20 protein-coding genes are annotated in these 26,466 nt (G+C 72.4%); 13 read left to right on the top strand and 7 right to left on the bottom strand.

Annotated features, from left to right (window positions below; translation table 11 throughout):
- Nucleotides 1-99: 99 nt before the first annotated feature.
- Nucleotides 100-2,610 (top strand): DNA helicase PcrA, encoded by a 2,511-nt coding sequence (gene pcrA / locus ACFYZE_RS14595; RefSeq protein WP_388992710.1) that lies wholly within the window; start codon nucleotides 100-102, stop codon nucleotides 2,608-2,610.
- A gap of 111 nt (nucleotides 2,611-2,721) precedes the next feature.
- On the opposite strand, the gene ACFYZE_RS14590 is transcribed toward pcrA, so the two are convergent.
- Both ACFYZE_RS14590 and ACFYZE_RS14585 read right to left on the bottom strand, forming a co-directional pair.
- Nucleotides 2,722-4,239, bottom strand: a complete 1,518-nt coding sequence (locus tag ACFYZE_RS14590) for a M23 family metallopeptidase (protein ID WP_388992707.1) — start codon at nucleotides 4,237-4,239, stop codon at nucleotides 2,722-2,724.
- A 307-nt stretch (nucleotides 4,240-4,546) separates the two neighbouring features.
- Nucleotides 4,547-5,404, bottom strand: coding sequence for a lipase family alpha/beta hydrolase (locus ACFYZE_RS14585; RefSeq protein ID WP_388992704.1), 858 nt, complete (start codon nucleotides 5,402-5,404; stop codon nucleotides 4,547-4,549).
- A gap of 647 nt (nucleotides 5,405-6,051) precedes the next feature.
- Here ACFYZE_RS14585 and ACFYZE_RS14580 point away from each other — a divergent pair.
- Nucleotides 6,052-6,468 carry a cobalamin B12-binding domain-containing protein gene (locus tag ACFYZE_RS14580; protein ID WP_030233524.1) on the top strand — a complete coding sequence of 139 codons (417 nt, stop codon included), beginning with the start codon at nucleotides 6,052-6,054 and terminating at the stop codon, nucleotides 6,466-6,468.
- Between the two features lie 131 nt (nucleotides 6,469-6,599).
- On the opposite strand, the gene ACFYZE_RS14575 is transcribed toward ACFYZE_RS14580, so the two are convergent.
- Nucleotides 6,600-8,222, bottom strand: coding sequence for a DUF5691 domain-containing protein (locus ACFYZE_RS14575; RefSeq protein WP_388992701.1), 1,623 nt, complete (start codon nucleotides 8,220-8,222; stop codon nucleotides 6,600-6,602).
- 41 nt (nucleotides 8,223-8,263) lie between these two features.
- A complete protein-coding gene (locus ACFYZE_RS14570; protein WP_388992698.1) occupies nucleotides 8,264-9,628 on the bottom strand; it encodes an SWIM zinc finger family protein in 1,365 nt (454 codons plus the stop codon).
- 134 nt (nucleotides 9,629-9,762) lie between these two features.
- Between ACFYZE_RS14570 and ACFYZE_RS14565 the strand changes: the two genes are divergently transcribed.
- From ACFYZE_RS14565 to sucD, 5 genes are all read left to right on the top strand, one after another.
- Nucleotides 9,763-10,983 (top strand): AAA family ATPase, encoded by a 1,221-nt coding sequence (locus ACFYZE_RS14565; protein WP_388992695.1) that lies wholly within the window; start codon nucleotides 9,763-9,765, stop codon nucleotides 10,981-10,983.
- Nucleotides 10,980-13,334 (top strand): DUF5682 family protein, encoded by a 2,355-nt coding sequence (locus tag ACFYZE_RS14560; protein ID WP_388992692.1) that lies wholly within the window; start codon nucleotides 10,980-10,982, stop codon nucleotides 13,332-13,334. The genes ACFYZE_RS14565 and ACFYZE_RS14560 overlap by 4 nt, the downstream gene beginning before the upstream one ends.
- Nucleotides 13,331-14,509, top strand: a complete 1,179-nt coding sequence (locus ACFYZE_RS14555; protein WP_388992689.1) for a VWA domain-containing protein — start codon at nucleotides 13,331-13,333, stop codon at nucleotides 14,507-14,509. Before ACFYZE_RS14560 ends, ACFYZE_RS14555 begins: the two co-directional genes overlap by 4 nt.
- 370 nt (nucleotides 14,510-14,879) lie before the next feature.
- Nucleotides 14,880-16,061, top strand: a complete 1,182-nt coding sequence (gene sucC, locus ACFYZE_RS14550; protein WP_388992686.1) for an ADP-forming succinate--CoA ligase subunit beta — start codon at nucleotides 14,880-14,882, stop codon at nucleotides 16,059-16,061.
- A 21-nt stretch (nucleotides 16,062-16,082) separates the two neighbouring features.
- Entirely contained in the window at nucleotides 16,083-16,967 is an 885-nt protein-coding gene (gene sucD / locus ACFYZE_RS14545; protein WP_366024017.1) for a succinate--CoA ligase subunit alpha, read from the top strand.
- A gap of 91 nt (nucleotides 16,968-17,058) precedes the next feature.
- On the opposite strand, the gene ACFYZE_RS14540 is transcribed toward sucD, so the two are convergent.
- A complete protein-coding gene (locus ACFYZE_RS14540) occupies nucleotides 17,059-17,865 on the bottom strand; it encodes a sigma factor-like helix-turn-helix DNA-binding protein (protein ID WP_388992683.1) in 807 nt (268 codons plus the stop codon).
- 104 nt (nucleotides 17,866-17,969) lie between these two features.
- Between ACFYZE_RS14540 and ACFYZE_RS14535 the strand changes: the two genes are divergently transcribed.
- Complete coding sequence (locus ACFYZE_RS14535; RefSeq protein WP_388992680.1) at nucleotides 17,970-19,559, top strand: DUF6350 family protein; 1,590 nt, start codon at nucleotides 17,970-17,972, stop codon at nucleotides 19,557-19,559.
- A gap of 136 nt (nucleotides 19,560-19,695) precedes the next feature.
- On the opposite strand, the gene ACFYZE_RS14530 is transcribed toward ACFYZE_RS14535, so the two are convergent.
- Nucleotides 19,696-20,508 (bottom strand): hypothetical protein, encoded by an 813-nt coding sequence (locus ACFYZE_RS14530; RefSeq protein WP_388992678.1) that lies wholly within the window; start codon nucleotides 20,506-20,508, stop codon nucleotides 19,696-19,698.
- 364 nt (nucleotides 20,509-20,872) lie between these two features.
- Here ACFYZE_RS14530 and purN point away from each other — a divergent pair, with 364 nt between their 5' ends.
- Together purN and purH are read left to right on the top strand one after the other, a co-directional pair.
- Nucleotides 20,873-21,523, top strand: coding sequence for a phosphoribosylglycinamide formyltransferase (purN, locus tag ACFYZE_RS14525; RefSeq protein ID WP_388992675.1), 651 nt, complete (start codon nucleotides 20,873-20,875; stop codon nucleotides 21,521-21,523).
- Nucleotides 21,520-23,106, top strand: coding sequence for a bifunctional phosphoribosylaminoimidazolecarboxamide formyltransferase/IMP cyclohydrolase (gene purH, locus ACFYZE_RS14520; protein WP_388992672.1), 1,587 nt, complete (start codon nucleotides 21,520-21,522; stop codon nucleotides 23,104-23,106). Before purN ends, purH begins: the two co-directional genes overlap by 4 nt.
- Before the next feature lie 156 nt (nucleotides 23,107-23,262).
- On the opposite strand, the gene ACFYZE_RS14515 is transcribed toward purH, so the two are convergent.
- Nucleotides 23,263-23,943, bottom strand: a complete 681-nt coding sequence (locus tag ACFYZE_RS14515; protein ID WP_388992669.1) for an RDD family protein — start codon at nucleotides 23,941-23,943, stop codon at nucleotides 23,263-23,265.
- A 270-nt stretch (nucleotides 23,944-24,213) separates the two neighbouring features.
- Between ACFYZE_RS14515 and ACFYZE_RS14510 the strand changes: the two genes are divergently transcribed.
- The 3 genes from ACFYZE_RS14510 to ACFYZE_RS14500 all read left to right on the top strand — a co-directional run bounded on the left by ACFYZE_RS14510 (nucleotide 24,214) and on the right by ACFYZE_RS14500 (nucleotide 26,388).
- Nucleotides 24,214-25,068: a bifunctional methylenetetrahydrofolate dehydrogenase/methenyltetrahydrofolate cyclohydrolase gene (locus ACFYZE_RS14510; RefSeq protein WP_103837461.1), complete on the top strand. Its 855-nt coding sequence runs from the start codon at nucleotides 24,214-24,216 to the stop codon at nucleotides 25,066-25,068.
- Nucleotides 25,069-25,132: 64 nt separating this feature from the next.
- The gene (locus ACFYZE_RS14505; protein WP_388993445.1) at nucleotides 25,133-25,570 is read left to right on the top strand and encodes a DUF3017 domain-containing protein; all 438 of its coding nucleotides are present in this window, start codon (nucleotides 25,133-25,135) and stop codon (nucleotides 25,568-25,570) included.
- 329 nt (nucleotides 25,571-25,899) lie between these two features.
- Entirely contained in the window at nucleotides 25,900-26,388 is a 489-nt protein-coding gene (locus ACFYZE_RS14500; RefSeq protein ID WP_388992665.1) for a helix-turn-helix domain-containing protein, read from the top strand.
- Nucleotides 26,389-26,466: the final 78 nt, after the last annotated feature.

Here is a 26,466-nt window from a genome sequence, read left to right as displayed (position 1 = left end):
TGGTTCCTGCTGGTGGCAAAGGTCCGGGCGGTCTCTTTCGAGGCGGAGTTTCCGGGGTGGCGGCGGGCTGTCGGTGGGGCGGCCTAGACTCGGAGAGCGATGAGCAGCCTCTTTGACGACAGCTTCCTGGCGGACCTCAAGGCCACTCCGGCCCACGAGGAGGAGCCCCCGCCGCCCGAGGACCATCACGCTCCGGAGCCGGTTCCGGACGATCTGTTCGGCGGGAAGTTCGACCTGCCACCGGACAGGGACGCGTACTACCGCAACGGCGCGCACCGCCCGGCCGTCGACATGGAGGCGCTGCTGGAGGGGCTGAACGAGAACCAGCGCGCGGCCGTCGTGCACGCCGGCTCCCCCCTGCTCATCGTGGCCGGGGCCGGCTCCGGCAAGACCCGCGTGCTCACCCACCGCATCGCGTACCTGCTGGCCGAGCGGGGCGTCCATCCCGGGCAGATTCTCGCGATCACCTTCACCAACAAGGCCGCGGGCGAGATGAAGGAGCGCGTCGAGCAGCTCGTCGGCCCGCGCGCGAACGCGATGTGGGTGATGACCTTCCACAGCGCCTGTGTCCGCATCCTGCGCCGGGAGAGCAAGAAGCTCGGCTTCACGTCCTCCTTCTCCATCTACGACGCCGCCGACAGCAAGCGCCTGATGGCCCTCGTCTGCCGTGACCTGGACCTCGACCCCAAGCGCTTCCCGCCCAAGTCCTTCAGCGCCAAGATCTCCAACCTGAAGAACGAGCTGATCGACGAGGAGGACTTCGCCGCCCGGGCGTCCGACGGCTTCGAGAAGACCCTCGCCCAGGCGTACGCGCTCTACCAGTCCCGCCTGCGCGAGGCGAACGCGCTCGACTTCGACGACCTGATCATGACGACGGTGAATCTGCTGCGCGCCTTCCCGGACGTCGCCGAGCACTACCGCCGCCGTTTCCGCCACGTCCTCGTCGACGAGTACCAGGACACCAACCACGCCCAGTACGCCCTGGTACGCGAACTCGTCGGCACCCGGGCGCACGACGAGGACGTCCCGCCGAACGAGTACGACGTCCCGCCCGCCGAACTGTGTGTCGTCGGCGACGCCGACCAGTCGATCTACGCCTTCCGCGGTGCGACCATCCGCAACATCCTCCAGTTCGAGGAGGACTACCCGGACGCCACGACGATCCTGCTGGAGCAGAACTACCGCTCCACGCAGACGATCCTCTCCGCCGCCAACGCGGTCATCGAGCGCAACGAGTCCCGCCGCCCGAAGAACCTGTGGACCAACGCGGGCGCCGGCGCCCGGATCACCGGCTATGTCGCCGACACCGAGCACGACGAGGCGCAGTTCGTCGCCGACGAGATAGACCGCCTCACGGACGCGGGCGAGGCCAAGGCCGGAGACGTCGCCGTCTTCTACCGCACCAACGCCCAGTCCCGTGTCTTCGAAGAGGTCTTCATCCGCGTCGGCCTGCCCTACAAGGTCGTCGGCGGCGTCCGCTTCTACGAGCGCAAGGAGGTCCGGGACGTCCTCGCCTACCTGCGGGTGCTGGCGAACCCGGAGGACTCCGTGCCGCTGCGGCGCATCCTGAACGTGCCCAAGCGGGGCATCGGCGAGCGCGCCGAGGCGATGATCGACGCCCTCGCTCAGCGCGAGAAGATCAGTTTCGCGCAGGCGCTGCGCCGCGTGGACGAGGCCTACGGCATGGCGGCCCGCTCGACGAACGCGGTCAAGCGGTTCAACGTGCTGATGGAGGAGCTGCGCACAATCGTGGAGTCGGGCGCCGGACCGGCCACGGTCCTCGAGGCCGTCCTCGAACGCACCGGCTACCTCGCCGAGTTGCAGTCCTCGACCGACCCCCAGGACGAGACCCGGATCGAGAACCTTCAGGAACTCGCCGCCGTGGCCCTGGAGTTCGAACAGGAGCGCGGCGAGGGAGCGGAGACCGCGGGGGCTGCCGCTCCGGGCGGCACCCTGGCCGACTTCCTGGAGCAGGTCGCACTCGTCGCCGACTCCGACCAGATCCCCGACGAGGAAGAGGGCGACGGCGTCATCACGCTGATGACCCTGCACACCGCGAAGGGCCTGGAGTTCCCGGTGGTCTTCCTCACCGGCATGGAGGACGGCGTCTTCCCGCACATGCGCGCGCTCGGGCAGACGAAGGAACTGGAGGAGGAGCGGCGCCTGGCGTACGTCGGCATCACGCGTGCGCGTGAGCGGCTCTACCTGACGCGGTCGGCCATGCGCAGCGCCTGGGGCCAGCCGTCGTACAACCCGCCCTCGCGGTTCCTGGAGGAGATCCCGGATCAGCATGTGGAGTGGAAGCGGAAGGGCGGCTCCTCCGCGGCGCCGCCCGCCGGGCCGCTCTCGGGGGTGGCGGCCTCGCTGTCGTCGTCTCGTTCGCGCTCCTCGGTGGCGGGCGCGTCCGGGTTCGCCACGCGCCGGGGCGGTGCGACCGAGCGGCCGGTGGTCTCGCTGACGGTGGGCGACCGTGTCACCCATGACCAGTTCGGCCTGGGCACGGTCGTCGCTGTGAAGGGCACGGGATCGAACGCGGAGGCGACGATCGACTTCGGGGATGAGAAGCCGAAGCGGCTGCTGCTGCGGTACGCGCCGGTGGAGAAGCTGTAGCCGCGCTTCCGGGCCCTCGCTGGACGGCGGGGGCTCGCCGCGGAGTCGTGTGTCGGGTGAGCCGGTTGGTCGTGGAGCCGATCGGTAACCGGTCGGTCGGGAGCCGGTCGGTCAGGTCGGGTCGAGCCCGTGGCTTCGCAGCCACGGCAGCGGGTCTATCGCGGCGCCGCCGCCGGGTCGCACCTCGAAGTGGAGGTGCGGACCGGTGGAGTTGCCCGAGTTGCCGGAGTACGCGATCGGCTGACCGGCCTTCACGGTCGTACCGGAGGGGACCTGGTAGCTGGAGAGGTGGCAGTACCAGGTCTGCGTGCCGTCCTTGGCGGTCAGGATCAGCATATTGCCGTACGCGCTGTTCCACTTGGTCTGCACGGTGCCGTCGGTCGCGGCCATCACAGTCGTCCCGTACGCCACCGGGAAGTCGATGCCGGTGTGCACGGACATCCAGTTGACGCCCGCCTGACCGAAGTAGGCGCTCAGGCCTCTCTGCAGGACCGGCAGCACGAACTTGGGGCGCAACCGCTCCTTGAGCGCCGCCTCGGCCGCCGCCTTCTTCTTCTCGGCCGCCTGCTGGGCCTTGAGGTCGATACGTTCCTGCGTGCGACTCGCCCGGTCCGCGAAGTCGGTGGCGCCCGCGGAGAGGTTCGCGAGCTGGGAGTCCAGCTTCTTGTTGGCGGCGGACGGCTTCACCGGCGTCTCGGCGGCGCCCGCCGTGGTGTCCTTGCCGTCGTTCCCGCCCACGCCCACCGTCGCCGCGGCGATCCCGGCGACCCCCATCACGCACACCGACGGCACCGCGACCGTGAGCAGCGCTGACCGCCTCGCCGGGGTGCGACGCCGGGAACGGCTCGCGGCGCGGGATGCGGTACGCGAGGGCGGGAGGGGCGTGCGCTCTTCCTGGTCGTCGAGCAGTGAGACGTCGTCGGCCGCTCCTGACGGGGCGTCGTCGGTGCGCCGCTCGGACGGCAGCTGATCGAAGGTGGCGGTGGCTGCGTGGTCTTCGAAGGGCTCGGCGTGGGTGAAGGGCTCGCCGCCGGCGAAAGGCTCGGGGACGGCGTGCTCGAAGATGCCGGTGGCCGCTTCTTCCGACTCGTGTTCCGGGCTTCCCGGCGAGTTCCACTGCGTGGCGTCGTACGTGCCCGTGTCGAAGGTCTGCGTCCCCCATTCCCACTGCTGGGTGAGGACCGCCGACTGCTCCGCCTCGAGCCAGGCCTGCGCGTCCCACTGGCCGGTGGCGTCGGGGGCCGGGGCCTGCGCGGGAATGGCTGCCAGCTGCTGGTACCCGGCCGTCCACGCCGCCGTGTCATGGGCGCCGGTGTCGAACGCGGCGTGGTGCTGGGCGGCGTACGGGTCGTAGTGCAGCGTCTGGTGCGTGCCGGTGCCGAAGGTCTCGTGGCCGACGGTGCCGTGGCTGCCGGTGGACCACTGGCCTGTGTCGTAGGAACCGGTCCCGCCGTCACCCGGAAGGTCGCCGAAGAGGGGATCGGTCGCGAAGGCCGTGGTGGAGTCGGCGTAGGTCGTGAACTCACCGTACTGGCCACCCTGCGGGCCGTACGGCGCGTACTGCGCCGAGGCGGCATCGGGGGCCGGAGCCGGGGGAGTTGCGGTCCCCGACGGGTGACGGTCGTGCACCGACTTCTCTTTCGCCTCGACAACAGGGGCTGCCAGAGCAGTGCGGCGACTGTACCCGGCAGTACGCGGGCGCGACAATCTTCCGCAGGTTTCCGGTGGGCAGGAAACGGGCAATCGGCCGTGTTTCGGCGGTCACTGCACAAGGCCTTGGTGCTGCGTTCGATGAATGTTCGAGAATCTGTGGGTGACCGAGAGGTGTCGGCGGCTTTTCCGGTGCTGTTTCGAGCGCGGTTGCCGGTGCCGGGTGCCGGGTCGGGCGCGGTCGCCGGGTGCCGGGTGCCGGGTCGGCCGTCACGCGCGACAGGGCTCACGCCACCGTGAGGCCACCGGTGTGGGCCGCGGCCGCCGTCGGCTCCTCGAGGTCCAGGGCCTGCCGTATCCCGGCCGCGACCGCGGGGTGCACCGGCAGGGCCAGATGGCCGATGCCGCTCACCCGAATGTTCTGCGCCACCAGGTCCGGATGGTCGACGCAGGCCGCCTCGAGCGGATCCATCAGCGGGTCGAGATCGCTCCAGAAGCTCACGAAGTGTGTACGGCAGCCGGGCGCCGGCTCATGCAGTTCCTCGATCAGCTCAGAGCCCGGACGCATCTGGCGGACGATGGGGTGCGCGTTCGCGAGCGGGGCGACGCGGGTGCCGGAGTGGGGTGTACCGAGCGTGACGAGCCTGCGGACGCGGAGGTCGCCCCCGAGTCGCTGCACGTAGTACCGGGCGATCAGACCGCCCAGGCTGTGCCCGACGATGTCCACCTGTCGCTGCCCGGTGCGCTCGCAGATCTCCTCCACATGCCGGCCGAGCAGCTCGGCCGCGGTGCGGATGTCACACGTCAACGGAGAGTAGTTGAGTGACTCGATGTGCTGACGGCCGTGCTGTGCGAGGTTCCGGCGCAGGAGGACGAAGACGGAGCGGTTGTCGATGAACCCGTGCAGCAGGATCACCGGAGGCTTGGCCTCGGTGGGGAGCGCGGTGGTGTCCGGAGGGGGCGGGAGCGGGGCGCAGCGGCGCTCCTGGACGATTCCGGAGGGGTAGAGGAGCAGATGCCCGGCGAGAATCGCCAGCTCCAGAGCGGTCGCCTTCAGCAGGGCGATGGAGAGTCCGGCCAGTCTGCTGGGGAACAGGCGCTGACACAGCGGAACCAGAGGCTCTACTACCCCGGTGACCTTCATTGGCCGACCTCCCGTCGGCACGCGCGAGGACGTCTCCGTGCCCCCGTGTGCCCTCATGGAAAGCCGTGGCGGTGGCCTGTGGGGCAGATGCCGCGGGTTCGGCCGTGCCGCGGGTGCGGCGCGTACGGCGCCGTGACGTAGACGGACGCCGTTTTCGTCGTGGTGACGCGAACCCGCCCGTCCTCGTGGCGCGGTGTCCCGTCCTCCTCGTACGGGTGGTGCTCCCCGCTTTCGTGCCCTTGCATTCCTTTCGCCGGCGTACCCCACCACCACGGCGCCCCGCTGGGCGGGGCGGTGGTGCGGCCGCCTTGGTGCGGCTCTCCTTGCGCACGATCCCCTCGGTCCACGGCGCTCGAGCCGCTGCTGCGGCGCGTGTGCCGCGGGGAGGGGGGACCCTGCGCGGCGAACGTGTCCCATTGTGTGATTTCCCCCTCGGTCACCACCGTGAAACTGCCGGTTGCGGGATGCTGGCGATAACGTTCGTTCACTTCCCGGGTCGGTACGGCGCGGGGCGCCGGTGCCGGCGGGGCTGATCCGCCGGTTCGAGGCGTGCCGACCGTGCGGTCCGTGTGTCCGCCGGTGCGGTGATGTGGCGGCAGGCGGTCCATCGGTACAGGGTGTGTTGTAGTCGCTTCATGGAGGCAGTGATGGGTGTGGCAGCCGGTCCGATCCGCGTGGTGGTGGCCAAGCCGGGGCTCGACGGCCACGATCGCGGGGCCAAGGTGATCGCGCGGGCGCTGCGCGATGCGGGAATGGAGGTCATCTACACCGGTCTCCACCAGACGCCCGAGCAGATCGTCGACACGGCGATCCAGGAGGACGCCGACGCGATCGGGCTGTCGATCCTTTCCGGCGCGCACAACACGCTGTTCGCCGCGGTGATCGACCTGCTGAAGGAGCGCGACGCGGAGGACATCCTGGTCTTCGGCGGCGGCATCATCCCCGAGGCCGACATCCCCCTGCTGAAGGAGAAGGGCGTCGCGGAGATCTTCACGCCCGGGGCGACGACCGCGTCGATCGTGGACTGGGTACGGGCGAACGTACGGCAGCCGGCCGGGGCGTAACGCTGCGTAGGCGGCGTTGTTGCGCCTCCGCAGGCGCGACCGCCGGCCGCGGCCGGGCGCAGCCCGCCGGCCGCGGCGGGCTGACCGGTGTCCGGCGCGGAGGGACCGAGGGACTGGGGTGGACCCACGGCTCAGGCATCCCGCAGTTCCTCCGCCATCGCCGCCCGCAGCCGCAGCGTCGTCGTCAGGCGCTGGAACGCCTCCGCCCAGTAGCCGCCCGCACCCGGTGACGCGTCCTCCGGCTCGTCCGGTATCGCCGTCAGCGCGTCCAGGCGACTCGCCTCCGCCGGGTCCAGGCACCGCTCCGCCAGCCCCATCACCCCGCTGAAGCTCCACGGGTAACTTCCGGCGTCCCGCGCGATGTTGAGGGCGTCGACGACGGCCCGGCCCAGGGGCGCGGCCCAGGGCACCGCGCACACCCCGAGGAGCTGGAACGCCTCCGACAGGCCGTGCGTGGCGATGAACCCGGCGACCCAGTCGGCCCGGTCCCCGGGGGCCAGCGTCGACAGCAGCTTCGCCCGCTCGGCCAGGGAGACCGCCCCCGGGCCCGCGGCCTCAGGTGCGGACGGCGGGCCGAGCAGGGCCCGTGACCATGCGGTGTCCCGCTGCCGTACCGCCGCCCGGCACCAGGCCGCGTGCAGTTCGCTCCGCCAGTCGTCGGCCACCGGCAGCGCGACGATCTCCTCCGGCGTCCGCCCCCCGAGCCGGGCCGGCCATGTGCCGAGCGGCGCCGCCTCCACCAACTGGCCCAGCCACCACGACCGTTCGCCCCGCCCCGCCGGTGGTTTCGGCACCACCCCGTCGCGCTCCATACCCGGGTCGCACTCGTGCGGCGCCTCGACCACGATCGTCGGCTCCCCCCGGGTGGGGTCGACCGCGACGCAGGCCGCCGCCCGCGCCCCCATCCGCCCGGCCAGGGCCGAATCCGGCAGTGCGGACAGCAACTCCGCCGCCGTCGCCCGCACATTGCGGCTGCGGTCGGAGAGCGCCTGCTCCAGGAAGGGCTCGTCCGCCGGCTGAAGTCCCGTGCGCAGCGAGTCGAGGAACATCAGGCGGTCCTCGGCTCGCTCCGTCGCCCAAGTGCCGGCCAGCAGGTCCCGGCCGAGAGCGGGGTGCCGTGCGCGCAGCGCGGTGAGAAGGGCCACGCGCTCGGCGAACAGGCCCTCCTGCCAGAGTCGTCGGACGCGGTCCGGCTCCTGAGGCGGCGGCAGATCGGAACCGCCGCCGGCCACGGAGCGCAGCGCGAAGCGCCACTCCGGGTTCATCCGGGCCAGCCACAGGGCGCGCGGGCCTGCGAAGGCCAGCGCCGCCGGTCGCAGGTCCGTGCGCGCGCGGGCCGCGTCCAGCAGCGCCGGCAGCGCCTGCGGGGGTGGCGCGTAGCCGCGTTCGTTGGCCAGCGCCAGCCACTGCGGGAGCAGCTCCACGAGGTCGGGTGCCGACCCCCGGCGGCCGCCGCCGCCCGTGCCGGGGCGGTCGGACAGCAGCAGGGCCAGTCTGCGGGCCGCCGCGGGCGGCAGCGGTGGGCGGGGGTCCGCCGCCGCCGGCTCCGGGCGCGGTCCGGCCGGTGCGGGGCGCAGCCCGGCCCTGCGGCGGACGGTCTCCAGGGCCGCCAGGTCCAGCAGCTCGGCCGGGGCCTGCGGGCCGGGCGGCAGCCAGGGCGGGGTGCGCCGATCGGTGCCCAGCAGGGCCACCGTGACAAGCTCCTCCCAGGGCACGGCGGGGGACGTGCCCTGGGGAGCGGGAGTCGCGTTCATGTCGGCCCCTTCCGGGTCGGTACCGAGTCGCTCGGGTGTCGTCAGCACAGTGGGACCGCCTCTCCGGCACCCTCCGGCCAGGCGGTGAGCGGAGTGAAACCGCGGTGGCCGCACTCGCCGAAGACCGTGACCGGAGCACCGCCCGACAGCGCCACCAGCCGCCACAGGCCCGGTCGGCTGCCCGCCGACGGCGTCAGGGGCAGGGCGGTGCCGCCGTCCGCGTCCGCCAGTTGCCAGGAGCCGTCGAGGGGAGTCGGTATGACCCGGCCCAGCGTCACGGGGTACGAGTCCAGCCACGGATCGGCCCGGAGGGCTTCCCCGTACCGCGCCGCCGCGTCCTGCGTGGTCACGCCCGGCGGTCTCGTCGCTGCCGGGGCCGGGGCCGGGGCCGGGGGCGTGAACTCCTCGCCCAGCGCCGCCCGCAGCTGCCCCGCGCCCGGGTAGGGCGACACATCGGCCTCGAAGGTCAGCCCGACCGGCAGGGCCAGGTCCGGCGCGCGCCCCGCCGCTCCATAGGAAAGGAGGAGCACCGTGCGGTCGGACTTCTCCCCGTACAGCCAGATCCGGCGTGTGGTCAGCCGGCCGTCCGAGGTGTCGTACCGCGCCAGCACCAGCCAGCGGTCGCGGACGGGCGAGCCGTCGGGCGAACCCGCCAGGCCGACGCGCGAACGGACCGTCGCCGCCAGCCCCTCCGGCAGTCGCTCACGCCTCAGCCACCCCTGGTCCAGGAGGTGCAGCAGCGCGCACTCCTCCAGCAACCGCACCGGCCAGCCCGGCACCGACGCCGGAAGTGCGCCCAACTCCCGCACCCGCCCGGCGAGTCCCGGAGCCTGCGCGTCGACCATGCGGGCCGCCGTCTCCTCCCACAGTCCGTACCCCGCCTGCTCCGCCGAGGCCAGGCCGCCGCGCAGCAGGTCGGCCAGGCGCTGCTCCAGCTCCGTCGCCCCCGCCGTGATCCGCTCGGCCCGCCGCTCCGCCCGGCGCCGGGCCGCCTCCGGATCGGCGGACGCGGCCGACGGGGAACCACCGGCCGCCCGCTTCCCCTGCGCTCGCTGACGGCGCCCCTCGATCCACTGCTCGGCCCAGTCCGGCTCCTGTCCCCGCGGCACCGCCCCGTCCCCGCCCGCCCAGAGCAGCAGCAGCCCCAGCGCGTGCTTGCACGGGAACTTCCGGCTCGGGCAACTGCACTTGTAGGCAGGCCCGGCCGTGTCCGCGATGTCGACGACCGTCTGATACGGCTTGCTGCCACTGCCCTTGCACAGTCCCCACACCGTCCCCTCGTCGGAACTGCCCGCCTCCGACCACGGCCCGGCCGTGCCGAGTTTGCTTCCCGCTTTGCGTGACGCCGCATCAGGTGCCAGTGCCAGCACCTGCTCCGCGGTCCAGCGCTCCCCCTGCCAAGTCATGTCGTCGACGGTAGGTCCCGGCACTGACAATCGGCCCTCGTGACCGCGTTCGCGCAGGTCGTAACGCGTTGTCAGTGGTGTGGTGCACGGTTGGTGACAGATCCGAACCGGCCGAGCTGGAGGGGGATACGGCCATGCGTGCGTCCGTTGACCAGAAGTCCGTCGAAACGAACCCGAGCCCGTCCGCGCCCGCGAACGCAAGCGGGGACGCAGGCCCCGGCGTGCCCGAGTCGGCACCCGTGCTCACACCCGGGCAGGAGAAGGGGACCGCGTCCGCGGAAGCGCTGCGGCCGCACGCCGAGGACGCCTTCGCCCATGAACTCGCCGCGCTGGCCGCCCAGGACGACCGGCCGCGCCCGGCCCGCTGGAAGCTGTCGCCGTGGGCCGTCGCCACCTACCTGCTCGGCGGCACGCTGCCGGACGGCATCGTGATCACACCGAAGTACGTGGGCCCGCGCCGGATCGTCGAGGTCGCCGTCACCACGCTCGCCACCGACCGCGCCCTGCTCCTGCTCGGCGTTCCCGGCACGGCCAAGACCTGGGTGTCCGAGCACCTGGCGGCGGCCATCAGCGGCGACTCGACCCTGCTCGTGCAGGGCACCGCCGGGACTCCGGAGGAGGCGATCCGCTACGGGTGGAACTACGCGCGGCTGCTCGCGCACGGCCCCAGCCGCGACGCCCTGGTGCCGAGCCCCGTCATGCGGGCCATGGCCGAGGGCATGACCGCCCGCGTCGAGGAACTGACGCGCATCCCGGCCGACGTCCAGGACACGCTGATCACGATCCTGTCGGAGAAGACGCTGCCGATACCGGAGCTGGGCGAGGAGGTGCAGGCCGTGCGCGGCTTCAACCTGATCGCCACGGCCAACGACCGCGACCGCGGGGTCAACGACCTGTCGAGCGCGCTGCGCCGCCGCTTCAACACGGTGGTGCTGCCGCTCCCGGACAGCGTGGAGGCCGAGGTCGACATCGTCTCCCGCCGGGTCGACCAGATCGGCCGCTCGCTCGACCTGCCGGCCGCGCCCGACGGCATCGACGAGATCCGCCGCGTGGTCACGGTCTTCCGCGAACTGCGGGGCGGGGTCACGACGGACGGCCGGACCAAGCTGAAGTCGCCCAGCGGCACCCTGTCCACCGCGGAGGCGATCTCCGTCGTCACCAACGGACTGGCGCTGGCCGCCCACTTCGGCGACGGCGTGTTGCGTCCGAGCGACGTCGCCGCGGGCATTCTCGGTGCCGTCGTCCGCGACCCGGCGGCCGACCGCGTCGTCTGGCAGGAGTACCTGGAAGCCGTGGTCCGCGAGCGTGACGGCTGGACCGACTTCTACCGCGCCTGCCGGGAGGTGACCGCGTGAAGGACTCCGGCTCCCCGCGCAGGGGACCACTGCTGCTCGGTGTGCGGCATCACGGGCCGGGATCCGCGCGCGCCGTGCGGGCGGCGCTGGAGGCGGCGCGGCCCGGGGTGGTGCTGATCGAGGGGCCACCGGAGGCGGACGCCCTGATCCCGCTCGCGGACCACCCGGACATGCGGCCCCCCGTCGCCCTGCTCGCTCACGCCGTGGACGAGCCCGGGCGATCGGCCTTCTGGCCGCTGGCCGAGTTCTCCCCGGAGTGGGTGGCGATCGGCTGGGCCCTGCGCCAGGGGGTTCCGGCCCGGTTCATCGACCTGCCGGCGGCGCACACCCTGGCGTGGGAGAAGGAGGAAGCCACGGGGCGCGAGGCCGATGAGCCCGGCACGGTCGACGGCTCCGACGCCACCGTCCGGGTCGACCCACTCGCGGTGCTGGCCGAGGCCGCCGGGTACGACGACCCGGAGCGATGGTGGGAGGACGTCGTCGAGCACCGCGGCGTGGGGACGGGGGACCCGATTGCGCCGTTCACCGTGCTCGGGGAGGCCATGGCCGCCCTGCGGGAGGAGTACGGCGCCGGGGGACACGAGCGGGACCTCGTGCGGGAGGCGTACATGCGGCTCCAGGTCCGCGCGGCTCAGCGGGAGTTCGGGCCCGACGTGGCGGTGGTGTGCGGGGCCTGGCACGTGCCCGCGCTGCGCGAGCGGACCTCCGTCACCGCCGACCGCGCGCTGCTGAAGGGCCTGCCCAGGGTGAAGACGGACATGACCTGGGTGCCCTGGACCCACCGCAGGCTCGCCCGGGCCAGTGGGTACGGGGCGGGCATCGACTCGCCGGGCTGGTACGGGCATCTGTTCCGCGCTCCTGACCGGCCCGTCGAGCGGTGGCTGACCAAGGTCGCCGGGCTGCTCCGCGAGGAGGACCGGATCGTGTCGTCCGCGCATGTCATCGAGGCGGTACGGCTGGCCGAGACTCTCGCCGTCCTGCGCGGGCGTCCGCTTGCGGGCCTGTCGGAGACGACCGACGCGGTGCGGGCGGTGATGTGCGAGGGCTCGGACGTGCCGCTGGCGCTGGTGCGCGACCGGCTGGTGGTGGGCGACGACATGGGGGAGGTGCCGGAGTCGGCCCCCGCCGTACCGTTGCAGCGGGACCTCGCCCGGCTGCAGAAGCGGCTCAGGCTCAGACCCGAGCCGCTGGAGCGGGAGGTGGAGCTGGACCTGCGCAATGACACCGACGCCGAGCGCAGCCGACTGCTGCACCGACTGCGGCTCCTCGGGATCGGCTGGGGGGAACCCACGGCCTCGCGGGGCAGTACGGGGACGTTCCGGGAGACCTGGCGGCTGCGCTGGGAACCGGAGCTCGCGGTGCGGGTCGCCGAGGCCGGGGTGTGGGGGACGACCGTGCTCGCCGCCGCGACCGCCAGGGCCGAGGCGGACGCGACCGCCGCGCAGGCCCTCGCCGACGTCACCGCGCTCGCCGAGCGGTGCCTGCTGGCGGAACTGCCGGCGGCGCTGCCCGTGGTGATGCGGGTCCTCGCCGACCGGGCCGCCCTCGACGCCGACGTCGGCCACCTCGCCCAGGCCCTGCCCGCCCTGGTCCGTTCCCTGCGCTACGGGGACGTGCGCGGTACGGACACCCGGGCCCTCGCGGACGTCGCGGCGGGTCTCGCCGAGCGCGTGTTCGTCGGGCTGCCACCGGCGTGCGCGGCGCTGGACGCGGAGGCGGCCGAGGAGATGCGGCGCCACGTGGACGCCGTTCACGGCGCGGTGGGGCTGCTCGGGGACGGCATAGCGGCGGAGCACGGCGACCTACGGGGACGATGGCGTGCCGTCCTGCGGGTGCTCGGCGGACGGGACACCGTGCCCGGGGTGATCCGCGGCAGGGCCGTGCGGCTGCTCCTGGACGAGGGGGAGCTGGCGCAGGGCGAGGCCGCGCGGCTCATGGGGCTCGTACTGTCGCCGGGGACGCCACCGGCGGACGCCGCCGCGTGGATCGAGGGGTTCGTCGGGGGCGGCTCAGGTGGCGGGATGCTGCTCGTGCACGACGAGCGGCTGCTCGGGCTGATGGACGCCTGGCTCACCGGGGTGCCGGCGGAGGCGTTCGCCGACGTACTGCCGCTGCTACGGAGGACGTTCTCGGCGTACGAGCCCGGCGTGCGGCGCACCCTCGGCGAGTTGGTGCGCCGCGGGCCGGAGGCGCGGGGAAGCGGGGCGGCCACCGGCGCGGGCGTCCCCGGGTTCGGCGGCGGCCTCGACAGGGGACGGGCGGACGCCGTGGTCCCCGTGCTGCGCCTGCTGCTCGGCCTGGACGAACCGGAAGGCAGTGATGTCAACGACCTGGTGGGGGTGGCCGGATGAGCACGCACACGACCGACGGGGCGAACACCGCCGGAGCCGGCGAGCGACTGCGGCGCTGGCGGCTCGTCCTCGGCGGAGACACGGCGGACGGCACCGGGTACGCGCTGAGCGGGCAGGACGCGGCGATGGACGGGGCGCTGACCGCGCTGTACGGGAAGGGGGACAGGCCGCAGCAGGGGCGGGACCGTTCGGCGGGGCTCGGGGCGTCCGCGCCGTCGGTGGCGCGCTGGCTCGGCGACATCCGCACCTACTTCCCCTCGTCCGTCGTCCAGGTCATGCAGCGTGACGCCATCGACCGGCTCGGGCTGTCCACGCTCCTGCTCGAACCGGAGATGCTCGAGGCGGTCGAGGCCGACGTGCACCTGGTCGGCACGCTGCTCTCGCTGAACAAGGCGATGCCGGAGACCACCAAGGAGACGGCGCGGGCGGTGGTGCGCAAGGTCGTCGAGGATCTGGAGAAGCGGCTCGCCACCCGCACCCGGGCCACGCTCACCGGCGCCCTCGACCGCAGCGCCCGCATCACCCGCCCCCGCCACCGGGACATCGACTGGAACCGCACGATCGCCGCCAACCTCAAGCACTATCTGCCGGAGTACCGCACGGTGGTGCCGGAGCGGCTGATCGGATACGGGCGGGCGTCACAGTCGGTGAAGAAGGAGGTCGTCCTCTGCATCGACCAGTCGGGATCGATGGCGGCCTCGGTGGTGTACGCGTCGGTGTTCGGGGCGGTGCTGGCGTCCATGCGGTCCATCGCCACCCGGCTCGTCGTCTTCGACACGGCCGTCGTGGACCTCACCGACCAGCTCGACGACCCGGTCGACGTCCTCTTCGGCACCCAGCTCGGCGGCGGCACGGACATCAACAGGGCGCTGGCGTACTGCCAGTCGCAGATCACCCGGCCCACGGAGACGGTCGTGGTCCTGATCAGCGACCTGTACGAGGGGGGCATCCGCGACGAGATGCTCAAGCGGGTGGCGGCGATGAAGGCGTCGGGCGTGCAGTTCGTGGCGCTGCTCGCGCTTTCCGACGAGGGGGCGCCCGCGTACGACCGGGAGCACGCGGCGGCGCTCGCGGCGCTGGGAGCACCGGCGTTCGCGTGCACGCCCGACCTCTTCCCGGAGGTGATGGCGGCGGCGATCGAGAAGCGGCCCCCGCCGATACCGGAGACGGTCTGACGGCGACGAGCAAGGAACGACCGGCCGGTCCCCATTGGGGTGGGGCGGTCCCCATTGGGGTGAGGTTCGGTCGCGCTGGACCCCTTCGTGGTTCTTCAAGGGGCCTCACCGGGTCGGCCCCGGGCCGGTGAGGCCCCTCACCGGTGGCACGCCGTGCCAGAGACCGCGGCACCATGTGACAGGTATCACCGCTCAGGTGTGACCCCCGATTTATGGAGGCCCCGCGAGCGGCGATAACCTGCGAGACGGACATGCCGCGCGCTCGGACACCGTGTGCGCCTCCCTTGTGACAGAGCGGACGTCACGTTGCCCTTCGCGGCACGCCCACGCATCCAACGAACCGCGAGATCACTGATAGGGACGGAAGCGCGTGGACCTGTTCGAGTACCAGGCGAGGGACCTCTTCGCCAAGCACGGTGTACCGGTGCTGGCCGGTGAAGTCATCGACACGCCTGAGGCGGCGCGCGAGATCACCGAGCGGCTGGGCGGCAAGTCGGTCGTCAAGGCGCAGGTGAAGGTCGGTGGCCGCGGCAAGGCCGGCGGTGTCAAGCTGGCCGCCACCCCGGACGAGGCGGTCGCCCGCGCGACGGACATCCTCGGCATGGACATCAAGGGCCACACGGTCCACAAGGTGATGATCGCCGAGACCGCCCCGGAGATCGTCGAGGAGTACTACGTCTCCTTCCTCCTCGACCGCGCCAACCGCACCTTCCTCTCCATCGCCTCCGTCGAGGGCGGCATGGAGATCGAGGAGGTCGCGGCCACCCGCCCCGAGGCCGTCGCCAAGATCGCGATCGACGCCATCGACGGTGTGGACAAGGCCAAGGCCGAGGAGATCGTCGCCGCGGCCAAGTTCCCGGCCGAGGTCGCCGACAAGGTCGCCGACGTCCTGGTCAGCCTGTGGCAGGTCTTCATCAAGGAGGACGCCCTCCTGGTCGAGGTGAACCCGCTGGCCAAGGTCGCCTCCGGTGACGTCATCGCCCTCGACGGCAAGGTGTCCCTGGACGACAACGCCGAGTTCCGTCACCCCGAGTTCGAGGAGCTCCACGACAAGGCGGCGGCCAACCCGCTGGAGGCCGCGGCCAAGGAGAAGAACCTCAACTACGTCAAGCTCGACGGCGAGGTCGGCATCATCGGCAACGGCGCGGGTCTGGTCATGTCCACCCTCGACGTCGTCGCCTACGCCGGTGAGAAGCACAAGGGCGTCAAGCCCGCCAACTTCCTCGACATCGGCGGTGGCGCCTCCGCCGAGGTCATGGCGAACGGCCTGGAGATCATCCTCGGCGACCCGGACGTCAAGTCCGTGTTCGTGAACGTCTTCGGTGGCATCACCGCCTGTGACGCGGTCGCCAACGGCATCGTGCAGGCCCTGGAGCTCCTCGAGTCCAAGGGCGAAGAGGTCAACAAGCCGCTGGTCGTGCGTCTCGACGGCAACAACGCCGAACTGGGTCGCCAGATCCTGGACGACCGCAACCACCCGCTGGTCCAGCGTGTGGACACCATGGACGGCGCGGCCGACAAGGCCGCCGAGCTGGCTGCTGCCGCGAAGTAAGGGACGAGGTCACACACAACCATGGCTATCTTCCTCACCAAGGAATCCAAGGTCATCGTCCAGGGCATGACCGGCTCCGAGGGCCAGAAGCACACCCGCCGCATGCTCGCCTCCGGCACGAACATCGTCGGTGGCGTGAACCCGCGCAAGGCGGGCCAGACCGTCGACTTCGACGGCACCGAGATCCCGGTGTTCGGCTCGGTGGCCGAGGCCATCGAGAAGACCGGCGCCGACGTCACGGTCATCTTCGTCCCGGAGAAGTTCACCAAGGACGCGGTCGTCGAGGCCATCGACGCCGAGATCCCGCTCGCCGTCGTCATCACCGAGGGCATCGCGGTGCACGACACGGCGTCCTTCTGGGCGTACGCCGGCAAGAAGGGCAACAAGACCCGCATCATCGGCCCGAACTGCCCCGGTCTCATCACCCCGGGTCAGTCGAACGCGGGCATCATCCCGGCCGACATCACCAAGCCGGGCCGCATCGGCCTGGTGTCGAAGTCCGGCACGCTGACGTACCAGATGATGTACGAGCTGCGGGACATCGGCTTCTCGACCTGCGTCGGCATCGGCGGTGACCCGATCATCGGCACCACCCACATCGACGCGCTCAAGGCGTTCCAGGACGACCCCGACACCGACCTGATCGTCATGATCGGTGAGATCGGCGGCGACGCCGAGGAGCGGGCCGCGGCCTTCATCAAGGAGAACGTGACCAAGCCGGTCGTCGGCTACGTCGCGGGCTTCACCGCGCCCGAGGGCAAGACCATGGGTCACGCGGGCGCCATCGTCTCCGGTTCGTCTGGCACCGCCCAGGCGAAGAAGGAGGCGCTGGAGGCGGCGGGCGTCAAGGTCGGCAAGACGCCGACGGAGACCGCGAAGCTCGCGCGGGAGATCCTGGCCGGCTGAACTCCGCCCGGCTGAACGCGTTGGTGGGCCCGTACCCCTCGGGGTGTGGGCCCACCGGGCTTTCCGGGCGCCGCCGCAGCGGCTGACCGGCTCAGCGGGGCTGCGGTGTCAGCCGGGCCGGGCCGTGGTGCGGGGCCGACATCAGCTTGCTCCGCAGAGCTGTCCGCGGCCGGGACGGGGGGCCCTGGGCCGGGCGCGGGGGAATGTCCTGGACGGGAGTGCCCCGGCCCACCGGGGGCTCGTAGTGGTTCGGGGCTGTGCGCAGGGTCAAGGTCGTCGCGCCGATGACCGCCGTCGTCAGAGCGATCGCCGCGCGGGCGCAGTGGCGGGTGCGGCGTTCGCCGTGTGAGCGGACCGAGGGCGCCTCGGGGGCGCGGAGGTGCTCCGAGGAGGCCAGTTCGGCGAGCCGGCGGGGCAGGACCTCAGGTTCCGCCTGGTCCGGTACGAGCCTGGCCAGCGTGGCACGGGCGCGCAGCAGACGGCCGGCGGCGGCCGGAGTGCTCGCCTCCGTCTCGGCCGCGACGTCCGGCAGGTCGAGGCCGAGGCCGTCGTGGAGCAGCAGGGTGCGCCGTCGGGTCGGCGGCAGTTTCAGGAGCGCGTGCAGCAGGGCGCGGTCCGAGGGTCCCGGGGGCGGCGGCTCGGGGAGCCGGTGGCGGAGGCGGAAGCGGTTCCAGGGGGAGAGCGCCCGGTCGTGCGCCGCTGCCCGTACCCAGCCCGCGGGATCCCGGTCCAGGGCCACTTCGGGCCAGCGCTGCCACGCCAGCTGGAAGGCACGCTCGACCGCCTCACGGGCCAGGTCGCGCCGGCCGGTGAGCAGGTACGTCTGCCGTACGAGCGCGGGGGCGCAGTACTCGTACAGCGCGTCGAAGGCCTGTTGAGGCGTCAGGGTCTGCCTCATCGGGCGGCCTGCCGTGCCGAAAAGTACATAAAAGTATTTTTAGCGACACATCCGTGTTTCACGCGTTACGCCGGGAAAGCGCGTGTCGTTGGGAGCATGGCGGCGTGACTCAATGGACCGACCGCCGCATCCCGTTGCCCTCCCTGCTCGCCCGGTCGCGCGCCCGGTGGCCCGGGCTGGGCGCGAGCATGCTCGATGGAGCCCTTGCCGCCGTGGCGGGGCTCGGTGCGTTCGCCCTGCTCGCGATCGTGCTGTGGGTCAGTGCGCCGTACCCGGACGACGGGCCCGGCGGGGCCCTGAGGGTGGCGGCCGCGGCGTGGCTGCTGGCGCACGGTGTGGTGCTCTTCCGCACCGAGACGCTGTCCGGAGTGCCGGCGCCCGTCGGCATCACGCCGCTGCTGCCGGCCGTGGTGCCGGTGTGGCTGCTGTACCGGGCGACGCGGGAGGCCATGGCCGGTGAGGCCGCGGAGGGCCCGGAGACCATGAAGGGCATGCTGGGCCCCGAGAGCACGCAGGGCACGGAAGGGTCGAAGCCCGTCGCCGTCGGGCCGGTGTGGTGCGGTGTGGCGGCGGGCTACGTCGGTGTGGGGCTGGTGGCGGCTCTGTACGCCTCGGCGGGGGCGCTGCGGCCGTCGTGGGTGTGGACCCTCGTCTGCCTGCCACTGGTGGCCGTGGTGTCGGCGGGGGTGGGGGTGTGGAGGGCGTACGAGCGGCCGTCCGGGGCGCTGCGGGTGCTCAACCGTGACGAACAGGAGTTGCTCTCGAGCGCCGGACGGGCTGCCCTTGCCGGGGCGGCCGTGCTGGTCGGCGGGGGCGCTCTGCTCGTGGGGCTGTCGCTGGTGCGGCACGGCGAGGTGGTGCGGGAGTCGTTCCTCCAGGTCACGCAGGGGTGGGCAGGACGGGGAGCGGTGCTGCTGCTGGCGGTCGCCCTGGTGCCGAACGCGGCGGTGTGGGCGGCGGCGTACGCGCTCGGGCCCGGGTTCCTGCTGGGGGCGGGGCACGGCATGGAGCCGTGGTCGGCGGCGCGGCCGCCGTCGCTGATGCCGCCGTTTCCGCTGCTGGCGGCTGTGCCCGGGAGCGGGGGCGAGGGCAGGCTGCTGGGCTGGGCGGTGGGGGTGGTGCCGGTCGTGGCGGGGGTGGTGGTGGGGCGGTTCATGGCGCGGGGCGCTTGCGCCGAGCTGGGGCGCGGTGCGGTGTGGTCCGTCGGGCGGACGGTGACGGGTGTCTTGGGCGCGGCGGTGATGTGCGGCCTGCTGCTCGGAGGGCTCGCGGAGGTGTCCGGGGGGCCGCTCGGGGTCGCGGTGCTGGCGCGGTTCGGGCCGGTGGGATGGCAGGTGGGGGCAGCCGCTGCGGGATGGGTCGCGGGGGTGGGGGTGCCGGTCGCGGTGGTCGTGCGGTTCTGGTCTCTGCGGCGGGTGGAGGAGCGGCGGGTCGAGGCCTCGGGGAGCGAGGTCCGGGAGGTGGATGAGCCGCGGGCCGGGGTTCCGGTCGCGTCCGCGGTGACTCACGTGCCGGCGCCGTCGGAAGCGGTGGGGGCGCGGGCGGACGGGACCTGGGAGGACCCGGATCTGTTCCCGTACGAGGTGCTGTCGGCGGACGCGGATCCGTTCCTGCCGGACGGGCCGAACGGGGTGGACGGGCCGGACGGGCTGGACAGGTCGAACCCGGCGCCCACCCCACCGAAACAGTCATGACCGTGGTCCGGCCACGCGACCGGGGATTGCGCCCACCGGGCCGGCGGCAATTCCGTCCGCCGGACCGGCGGCGGTTCCGTCCACCGCACCGGAGGGGATTCCGTCCACCGGACCGGAGGGGATACGGCCGGGAAGGTCAGCCGTTCGTCCCCAGAACCCCCCGCAGGTCCTTCGGCAGAAGGTCGTTGCAGGACTGCTTCGACGCCGTCGTCAAGGCGTCGTTGACGCACGTGTAGTAGTCCCGGTAGACCAGCTGGGCCGCGAACGTGGTGGCCACCAGCGCCAGCGCCAGGGACGCCGTGACCAGGCCGCTGATCGCCGCCGTGGTCTGGGGGCGGGCCGGAGGCGTGGGGCTGTTCGAGTCGGACGTACGGGGCTTCGCGCGCAGGGCGCTCACACCCCAGTACAGCGAGAGCGCGCCCAGCAGCAGCGCCACGTACTGCCAGCTGAACAGCGCGAAGAAGAACGCCCACATACCGCCCAGCAGGGCGTAGCGCGCACGGCGCTGGGCCGGGTCCGTGGGGTCCCAGCGCAGTCCCGCACCCGGGCCGCCGGAACCCGGACCCTCAGGGCCGCCCTGCCTGTCCTGTCCGCCCTGTCCGCCCGGGCTCCCCGGACTGCCCGGACTGCCCGGGCGCTCGCCGAAGCGGCCGCCCGTCGCGGGGCCCGGCTGCCGGTCGCTCCACTGGCTGCCCCAGGGCGAACGCCCGCCTTCGCCGGAGCCGCCCTGCCCCTGGTCGGGGCGGCGCGGCCGCCAGGGCCGGTCCGGTGCCCCCTCCGGCGGTGGCGCGAACGGATTGTCGTCCGCCGGTGCCTCCTCGGGCCTCCGGCCGTCCCCGACGGATCCGCCGCCCGCGGTCGGTGCCCCGTCGCTCTCCTGCGGCGGCACATGCGAAGGGCGCCGCTCTCGCAGCAGCAGCGGAGGGAGTCGGAGACTGCGGTCCGGCATCAGGTGTGCGTCTTCCCCTTGGTGGTACGGGCGGGCGGTTCGTCCACGGAGCTCGCCGTGCGGTGGGCGCGCCCCGCGCAGGCGGTGCCGCGGGCGTCCCCCTCACCCGGTCAACGTCCCGCGCAGGTGCGGCGTTCCCCCGCCTGTGACCGCTTTCCGGGCCGCGTCTCCGGGTGGCTCCTCCCCAGACGCTACCTTCCGGCCACGCCCCCGTCGCCCGGGGGCCTGCCGGTGTGCCGGTATCGTTGCTGGCGGTCGGCCGCTTCGTAGACTTCCCCGTATCCCGGGGCGCGAAGCATTCGTACGACCGTACAAACGCTCTCCCGAGCGACCGTACGCACACCTCGCCGAGAAAGGCCCCGCCGTGCCCGAGTCCGTGGCCGAGACCGTCACCGAGTCCGCGGCCAAGCGCCTGGTCGTCCTGGTCTCCGGTTCCGGCACCAACCTGCAGGCGCTTCTCGACGCCATCGCCGAGGCCGGCCCAGCCGTCTATGGGGCCGAGGTCGTCGCCGTCGGCGCCGACCGCGACGGGATCGAGGGCCTCGCCCGCGCCGAGCGCGCCGGGCTGCCCACCTTCGTGTGCCGGGTGAAGGACTACGAGAGCCGGGACGCGTGGGACGCGGCCCTCACCGAGGCCGTCGCCTCCTACGAGCCCGACCTCGTCGTGTCCGCCGGGTTCATGAAGATCGTGGGCAAGGAGTTCCTCGCTCGGTTCGGCGGGCGGTTCGTCAACACCCACCCCGCTCTCCTGCCCAGCTTTCCCGGAGCCCACGGTGTGCGTGACGCGCTCGCGTACGGCGCCAAGGTCACCGGTTGCACCGTCCACTTCGTCGACGACGGCGTCGACACCGGGCCGATCATCGCGCAGGGCGTGGTGGAGGTCCGGGACGAGGACGACGAGAGCGCTCTGCACGAGCGCATCAAGGAAGTCGAGCGAAGACTGCTCGTCGAGGTCGTGGGGCGGATCGCCCGCAACGGCTATCGCATTGAGGGACGAAAGGTAGTTATCCAGTGACCGCCGAGAGCACCAAGCGGCCCATCCGGCGCGCGCTCGTCAGCGTCTACGACAAGACCGGGCTCGAAGAGCTCGCCCGTGGCCTGCACGAGGCGGGCGTGGAGCTCGTCTCGACCGGTTCCACCGCCGGCCGTATCGCCGCCGCCGGCGTCCCCGTCACCAAGGTGGAGGAGCTGACCGGCTTCCCCGAGTGCCTGGACGGCCGGGTCAAGACGCTGCACCCCAAGGTCCACGCGGGCATCCTCGCCGACCTGCGCCTCGAGACCCACCGGCAGCAGCTCGCCGAGCTGGGCGTCGAGCCGTTCGACCTCGTCGTCGTCAACCTCTACCCGTTCCGCGAGACCGTCGCCTCCGGCGCCTCCCCCGACGAGTGCGTCGAGCAGATCGACATCGGCGGCCCCTCCATGGTCCGCGCCGCCGCCAAGAACCACCCGTCGGTGGCCGTGGTGACGAGCCCCGACCGGTATGCCGACGTCCTCGCCGCGGTCCGCGACGGCGGCTTCGACCTCACCGCCCGCAAGCGGCTCGCCGCGGAGGCCTTCCAGCACACCGCCGCCTACGACGTCGCCGTCGCCTCCTGGTTCGCGTCCTCCTACGCGCCCGTCGACGACTCGGTCTTCCCCGACTTCGTCGGCGCCACCTACGAGCGCCGCAACACCCTGCGCTACGGCGAGAACCCGCACCAGCCCGCCGCCCTCTACGTCGACACCGCAGCCATCAGCGACTCCGTCGCGGGGGGCGGCCTGGCGGAGGCGGAGCAGCTGCACGGCAAGGAGATGTCGTACAACAACTACACGGACACGGACGCCGCGCGCCGTGCCGCGTACGACCACGCCGAGCCGTGCGTCGCCATCATCAAGCACGCCAACCCCTGCGGCATCGCGATCGGCGCGGACGTCGCAGAGGCGCACCGCAAGGCGCACGCCTGCGACCCCGTCTCCGCCTACGGCGGCGTCATCGCCGTGAACCGCCCGGTGAGCCGGGAGATGGCCGAGCAGGTCGCCGACATCTTCACCGAGGTCATCGTCGCGCCCGACTACGAGGAGGGCGCGCTCGAGGCGCTCGCCAAGAAGAAGAACATCCGGGTCCTGAAGGCCCCGTACGCTCCCGAGAACCCCGCCGAGATCAAGCAGATCGACGGCGGTGCGCTGCTCCAGGTCACCGACCGCCTCCAGGCCGACGGCGACGACCCCGCCAACTGGACCCTGGCCTCGGGTGAGGCGCTGAGCGCCGAGGAGTTGAAGGAGCTCGCCTTCGCCTGGAAGGCCTGTCGCGCCGTCAAGTCCAATGCCATCCTGCTCGCCAAGGACGGTGCCTCCGTCGGCGTGGGCATGGGTCAGGTCAACCGGGTGGACTCCTGCAAGCTCGCCGTCGAGCGGGCGGGCGAGGAGCGGGCGCGCGGCTCGTACGCCGCCTCGGACGCCTTCTTCCCGTTCCCCGACGGCCCGGAGATCCTGATCGCCGCGGGCGTCAAGGCGATCGTGCAGCCCGGCGGTTCGATCCGCGACGAGCAGGTCGTGGAGGCCGCTCAGAAGGCGGGCGTGACGATGTACTTCACGGGCACGCGGCACTTCTTCCACTGACCCGCGGCCTGCCGTGGTGATGCCGGGCCCGCCGGTCGTCGACCGACGACCGGCGGGCCCGGCATTCGCTTGCATTGCAGCGCGACTGCTTGGACGTGCAAGGGCCGTGCCTCCCCCTGCTCGGGGCGAGGCACGGCCCTTGGTGTGGTGCCCGGGTCAGTTCTGGACGACCATCGTGCCCGCGGCCTTGTCGTGCCAGCCCTGCTGGCGGCCGGACTTGTCCCAGAACGGGGACAGGTAGACCAGGAGCTGGCCGATACCGCAGGCGATGGAGCCGACCATCGGAATGATCCAGCGGATGAAGGACTTGCCCAGCCCCGGCTTCCCGCCCGTCTCGGCGTTCACCACGTGCAGGCCGACGGCCATCTTGCCCAGGGTGCGGCCCACCAGGCCGACCATCAGCCACTCGTAGAGCAGGCCGATGATCGCGAGGATGCCGATCACGGCGGTGAACTTGGCCGCGAAGCCCGAGCTCGCGTTGTTGATGCAGGTGCTGTAGTCGGCGGCGTTCGGGTCGCAGTCCTTGGCCGCGCCGACGGCGCCGGCGATACCCGCGACGGCGAGGATCCCGTAGATGACGCCGAAGACGACGCCGTCGATCAGGCGGGCGCCGAACCGGCGGCCCATCGAGGCGACCCGGGGAGCGGGGCCGCCCCCGTAGCCCGGCTGCTCGGGGTAGCCGTAGCCGCCCTGCGGCGGCACGCCCGGTGCCTGCGGGTAGCCGTAGCCGGGCTGCTGGCCCTGCTGGGGGTACTGCTGGCCCTGCTGGGGGTAGCCGTACCCCTGCTGGGGATTCTGCGGCTGTCCGTAGGGGTTGTTGGGCGAGCCGAAACTCATGGCCGGTTTCCTCCGTTGACGCATGCGGGGACGGTGCGGATTGCGCGGAGGAACGTCACGAACCGAGCGGTTGCCCCCCGAACACGAACCGCAAGAACTGCGCCTTTCATCGTTCTAGCAGCGGCGACAATTTGTCCAGTCGGCGGAAACATGTGTTGTGCAGTCGCAATGTGCGCGATCCTCCCGGTCCGGGCACGTCGGCCGACGACCGTCCGAACCGGGTCCCACCCGGATTGGAACCGGGGCCGGGTCATCCGCGAGGATGGGACCATGACCGCCCAGATTCTCGATGGCAAGGCCACCGCAGCCGCGATCAAGTCCGATCTGACCGCCCGCGTGGCGGCGCTGAAGGAGAAGGGCGTCACGCCCGGCCTCGGCACGATCCTCGTCGGGGACGACCCCGGCAGCCGCAAGTACGTCGCGGGCAAGCACCGCGACTGCGCCGAGGTCGGCATCGCTTCGATCCAGCGCGAGCTGCCCGCGACGGCCACCCAGGAGGAGATCGAGGCGGTCGTCCGCGAACTCAACGAGGACCCGGCCTGCACCGGCTACATCGTGCAGCTGCCGCTGCCCAGGGGCATCGACGAGAACCGGATCCTGGAGCTGATGGACCCGGCCAAGGACGCGGACGGCCTGCATCCGATGAACCTCGGCCGTCTCGTGCTGAACGAGCCGGCCCCGCTGCCCTGCACCCCCAACGGCATCCTCACCCTGCTGCGCCGCTACGGCGTGGAGATCAAGGGCGCCGAGGTCGTGGTCGTCGGCCGGGGCGTGACCATCGGGCGCCCGATGCCGCTGCTGCTGACGCGGCGCAGCGAGAACGCCACGGTCACCCAGTGCCACACCGGCACCCGCGACCTCTCGGCCCACCTCAAGCGCGCCGACATCGTCATCGCCGCGGCCGGCTCCGCCCATCTGGTCCGGGCCGAGGACGTGAAACCGGGCGCCGCCGTCCTGGACGTCGGTGTCTCGCGCAACGCCGAAGGGAAGATCGTCGGCGATGTCCACCCGGACGTCGCCGAGGTGGCCGGCTGGATCTCCCCGAACCCGGGCGGTGTCGGCCCGATGACCCGCGCCCAGCTCCTCGTCAACGTGGTCGAGGCGGCGGAGCGCAGTGTCGGCTGAGGCCAGGCCCGCGGGCGACCCCGAGAAGGGGGCCGCGGGCGAGCGGGAAGCCGACGCCGAGCCGGTGGTGACGGACGCGGTCAGCGCCCCCGACGAGGACGGTGTGCCACGACGCGTGACCCGGCGGTTCCCGCGGGTCACCCGGGACACCGCGCGGCCCGAGGGCGGCGGCAGGGCCGCCCCCCGTGACGCTCCCGCGCCCGCCCGGCAGTGGCCGATCCTCGCCGTGCTGGCCGTCGTCGGTCTCGGGCTGCTGGTGGCCGCGCTGGACGCGTTCCGCTTCGGCACGATCCTGATCGGCGTCGCGCTGCTGGGCGGGGCCGTGATGCGCTGGGCACTGCCCGACGTGGGCATGCTCGCGGTGCGGTCGCGCTTCACGGACATGATCACGTACGGCGTCCTCGGCCTGGCCATCGTGCTGCTCGCGATGATGGCGCAGCCCCACCCGTGGCTGGAGATACCGTTCCTGGACGACACGCTGCACTTCACGGTCCGTACTTGAACGGGCCGTTGAACGGGTCCTCCTGGTCGGCTCGTCCCTGAACGGGCCGTACCTGAACGGGCCCGTAGTCAACAGGCCATACCGAACGGTCCCTGACGCACAGTCCGCGTCCCGCCTCGGCGGCGCCCGGTCCCGACCCCCGTTCGGAACCGGGCGCCGGAAACACCTTCATGTACATGCTGGAGTTGTTCAACACCTGACAGTTCGCTGTGGCACGGAAGTGACCGTTCCGCTACGGTTCCGCGCCGCGCGACGGAACCGGCCTCGCCCCTGACGTCGTCAATCGAACGGAAACACGCTCTTTGACCGGATGACGCGGAGGGTGAGGGATGGGCGCCTGGCAGCCGCTGCCGGACGATCTGCCGCCGGAGGCGCGGCACTTCGTGGAACAGCTGCGGCTCCTGAAGGACCGCACCGGGCTCAGCCTCGTCGCGCTCGGCGCCCGCACCGCGTACAGCAAGTCCTCCTGGCAGCGCTACCTCAACGCCACCCAGCCACCGCCCCGCCAGGCGGTCATGGCGCTGTGCCGGGTCGCGGGTCTCGAGGCGGAAGAGACTGAACGTTTCGGTGTGCGCTGGGAGCTGGCGGTGCGCGCCTGGCCCCGGCAGCCGGCCCCGGCGCCCGCGCCGGCGGGAGGTCCGGCCACTGCTTCCGTCCCGGGGGAGTACGAGGAGGAGCCGACGATTCCGTGGTGGGACCGGCTCGAGGAGGAGCCCGAGCCGCGGCCCGCGGGCCGCCGTCTCCTTCTCGCCGCGGTGCTCGGGCTGCTGGCGTTGCTCGTCGTCACCGTCGTCGGCGCCGTGACCTTCGGATCGTGACCTTCGGATCGTGACCTTCGGATCGTGACCTTCGGATCGTGACCTTCGGATCGTGACCTTCGGATCGTGACCTTCGGT

The sequence above is a fragment of the Streptomyces sp. NPDC001796 genome, assembly GCF_042892355.1.
Lineage (GTDB): Bacteria > Actinomycetota > Actinomycetes > Streptomycetales > Streptomycetaceae > Streptomyces.
The sequence above is the reverse complement of the archived record's forward strand: the minus strand, read 5'-3'. Positions and strand labels throughout refer to the sequence as shown.

Bases quoted from the DNA above. Each gene is read 5' to 3' on its own strand.
- ACFYZE_RS14515 (WP_388992669.1), bottom strand. From the start codon at position 23,943: ATGAGTTTCGGCTCGCCCAACAACCCCTACGGACAGCCGCAGAATCCC.
- ACFYZE_RS14555 (WP_388992689.1), top strand. From the start codon at position 13,331: ATGAGCACGCACACGACCGACGGGGCGAACACCGCCGGAGCCGGCGAG.
- ACFYZE_RS14575 (WP_388992701.1), bottom strand. From the start codon at position 8,222: ATGAACGCGACTCCCGCTCCCCAGGGCACGTCCCCCGCCGTGCCCTGG.
- ACFYZE_RS14510 (WP_103837461.1), top strand. From the start codon at position 24,214: ATGACCGCCCAGATTCTCGATGGCAAGGCCACCGCAGCCGCGATCAAG.
- pcrA (WP_388992710.1), top strand. From the start codon at position 100: ATGAGCAGCCTCTTTGACGACAGCTTCCTGGCGGACCTCAAGGCCACT.
- ACFYZE_RS14540 (WP_388992683.1), bottom strand. From the start codon at position 17,865: ATGAGGCAGACCCTGACGCCTCAACAGGCCTTCGACGCGCTGTACGAG.
- ACFYZE_RS14500 (WP_388992665.1), top strand. From the start codon at position 25,900: ATGGGCGCCTGGCAGCCGCTGCCGGACGATCTGCCGCCGGAGGCGCGG.
- ACFYZE_RS14530 (WP_388992678.1), bottom strand. From the start codon at position 20,508: ATGCCGGACCGCAGTCTCCGACTCCCTCCGCTGCTGCTGCGAGAGCGG.
- sucD (WP_366024017.1), top strand. From the start codon at position 16,083: ATGGCTATCTTCCTCACCAAGGAATCCAAGGTCATCGTCCAGGGCATG.
- ACFYZE_RS14570 (WP_388992698.1), bottom strand. From the start codon at position 9,628: ATGACTTGGCAGGGGGAGCGCTGGACCGCGGAGCAGGTGCTGGCACTG.
- ACFYZE_RS14565 (WP_388992695.1), top strand. From the start codon at position 9,763: ATGCGTGCGTCCGTTGACCAGAAGTCCGTCGAAACGAACCCGAGCCCG.
- ACFYZE_RS14580 (WP_030233524.1), top strand. From the start codon at position 6,052: ATGGGTGTGGCAGCCGGTCCGATCCGCGTGGTGGTGGCCAAGCCGGGG.
- ACFYZE_RS14585 (WP_388992704.1), bottom strand. From the start codon at position 5,404: ATGAAGGTCACCGGGGTAGTAGAGCCTCTGGTTCCGCTGTGTCAGCGC.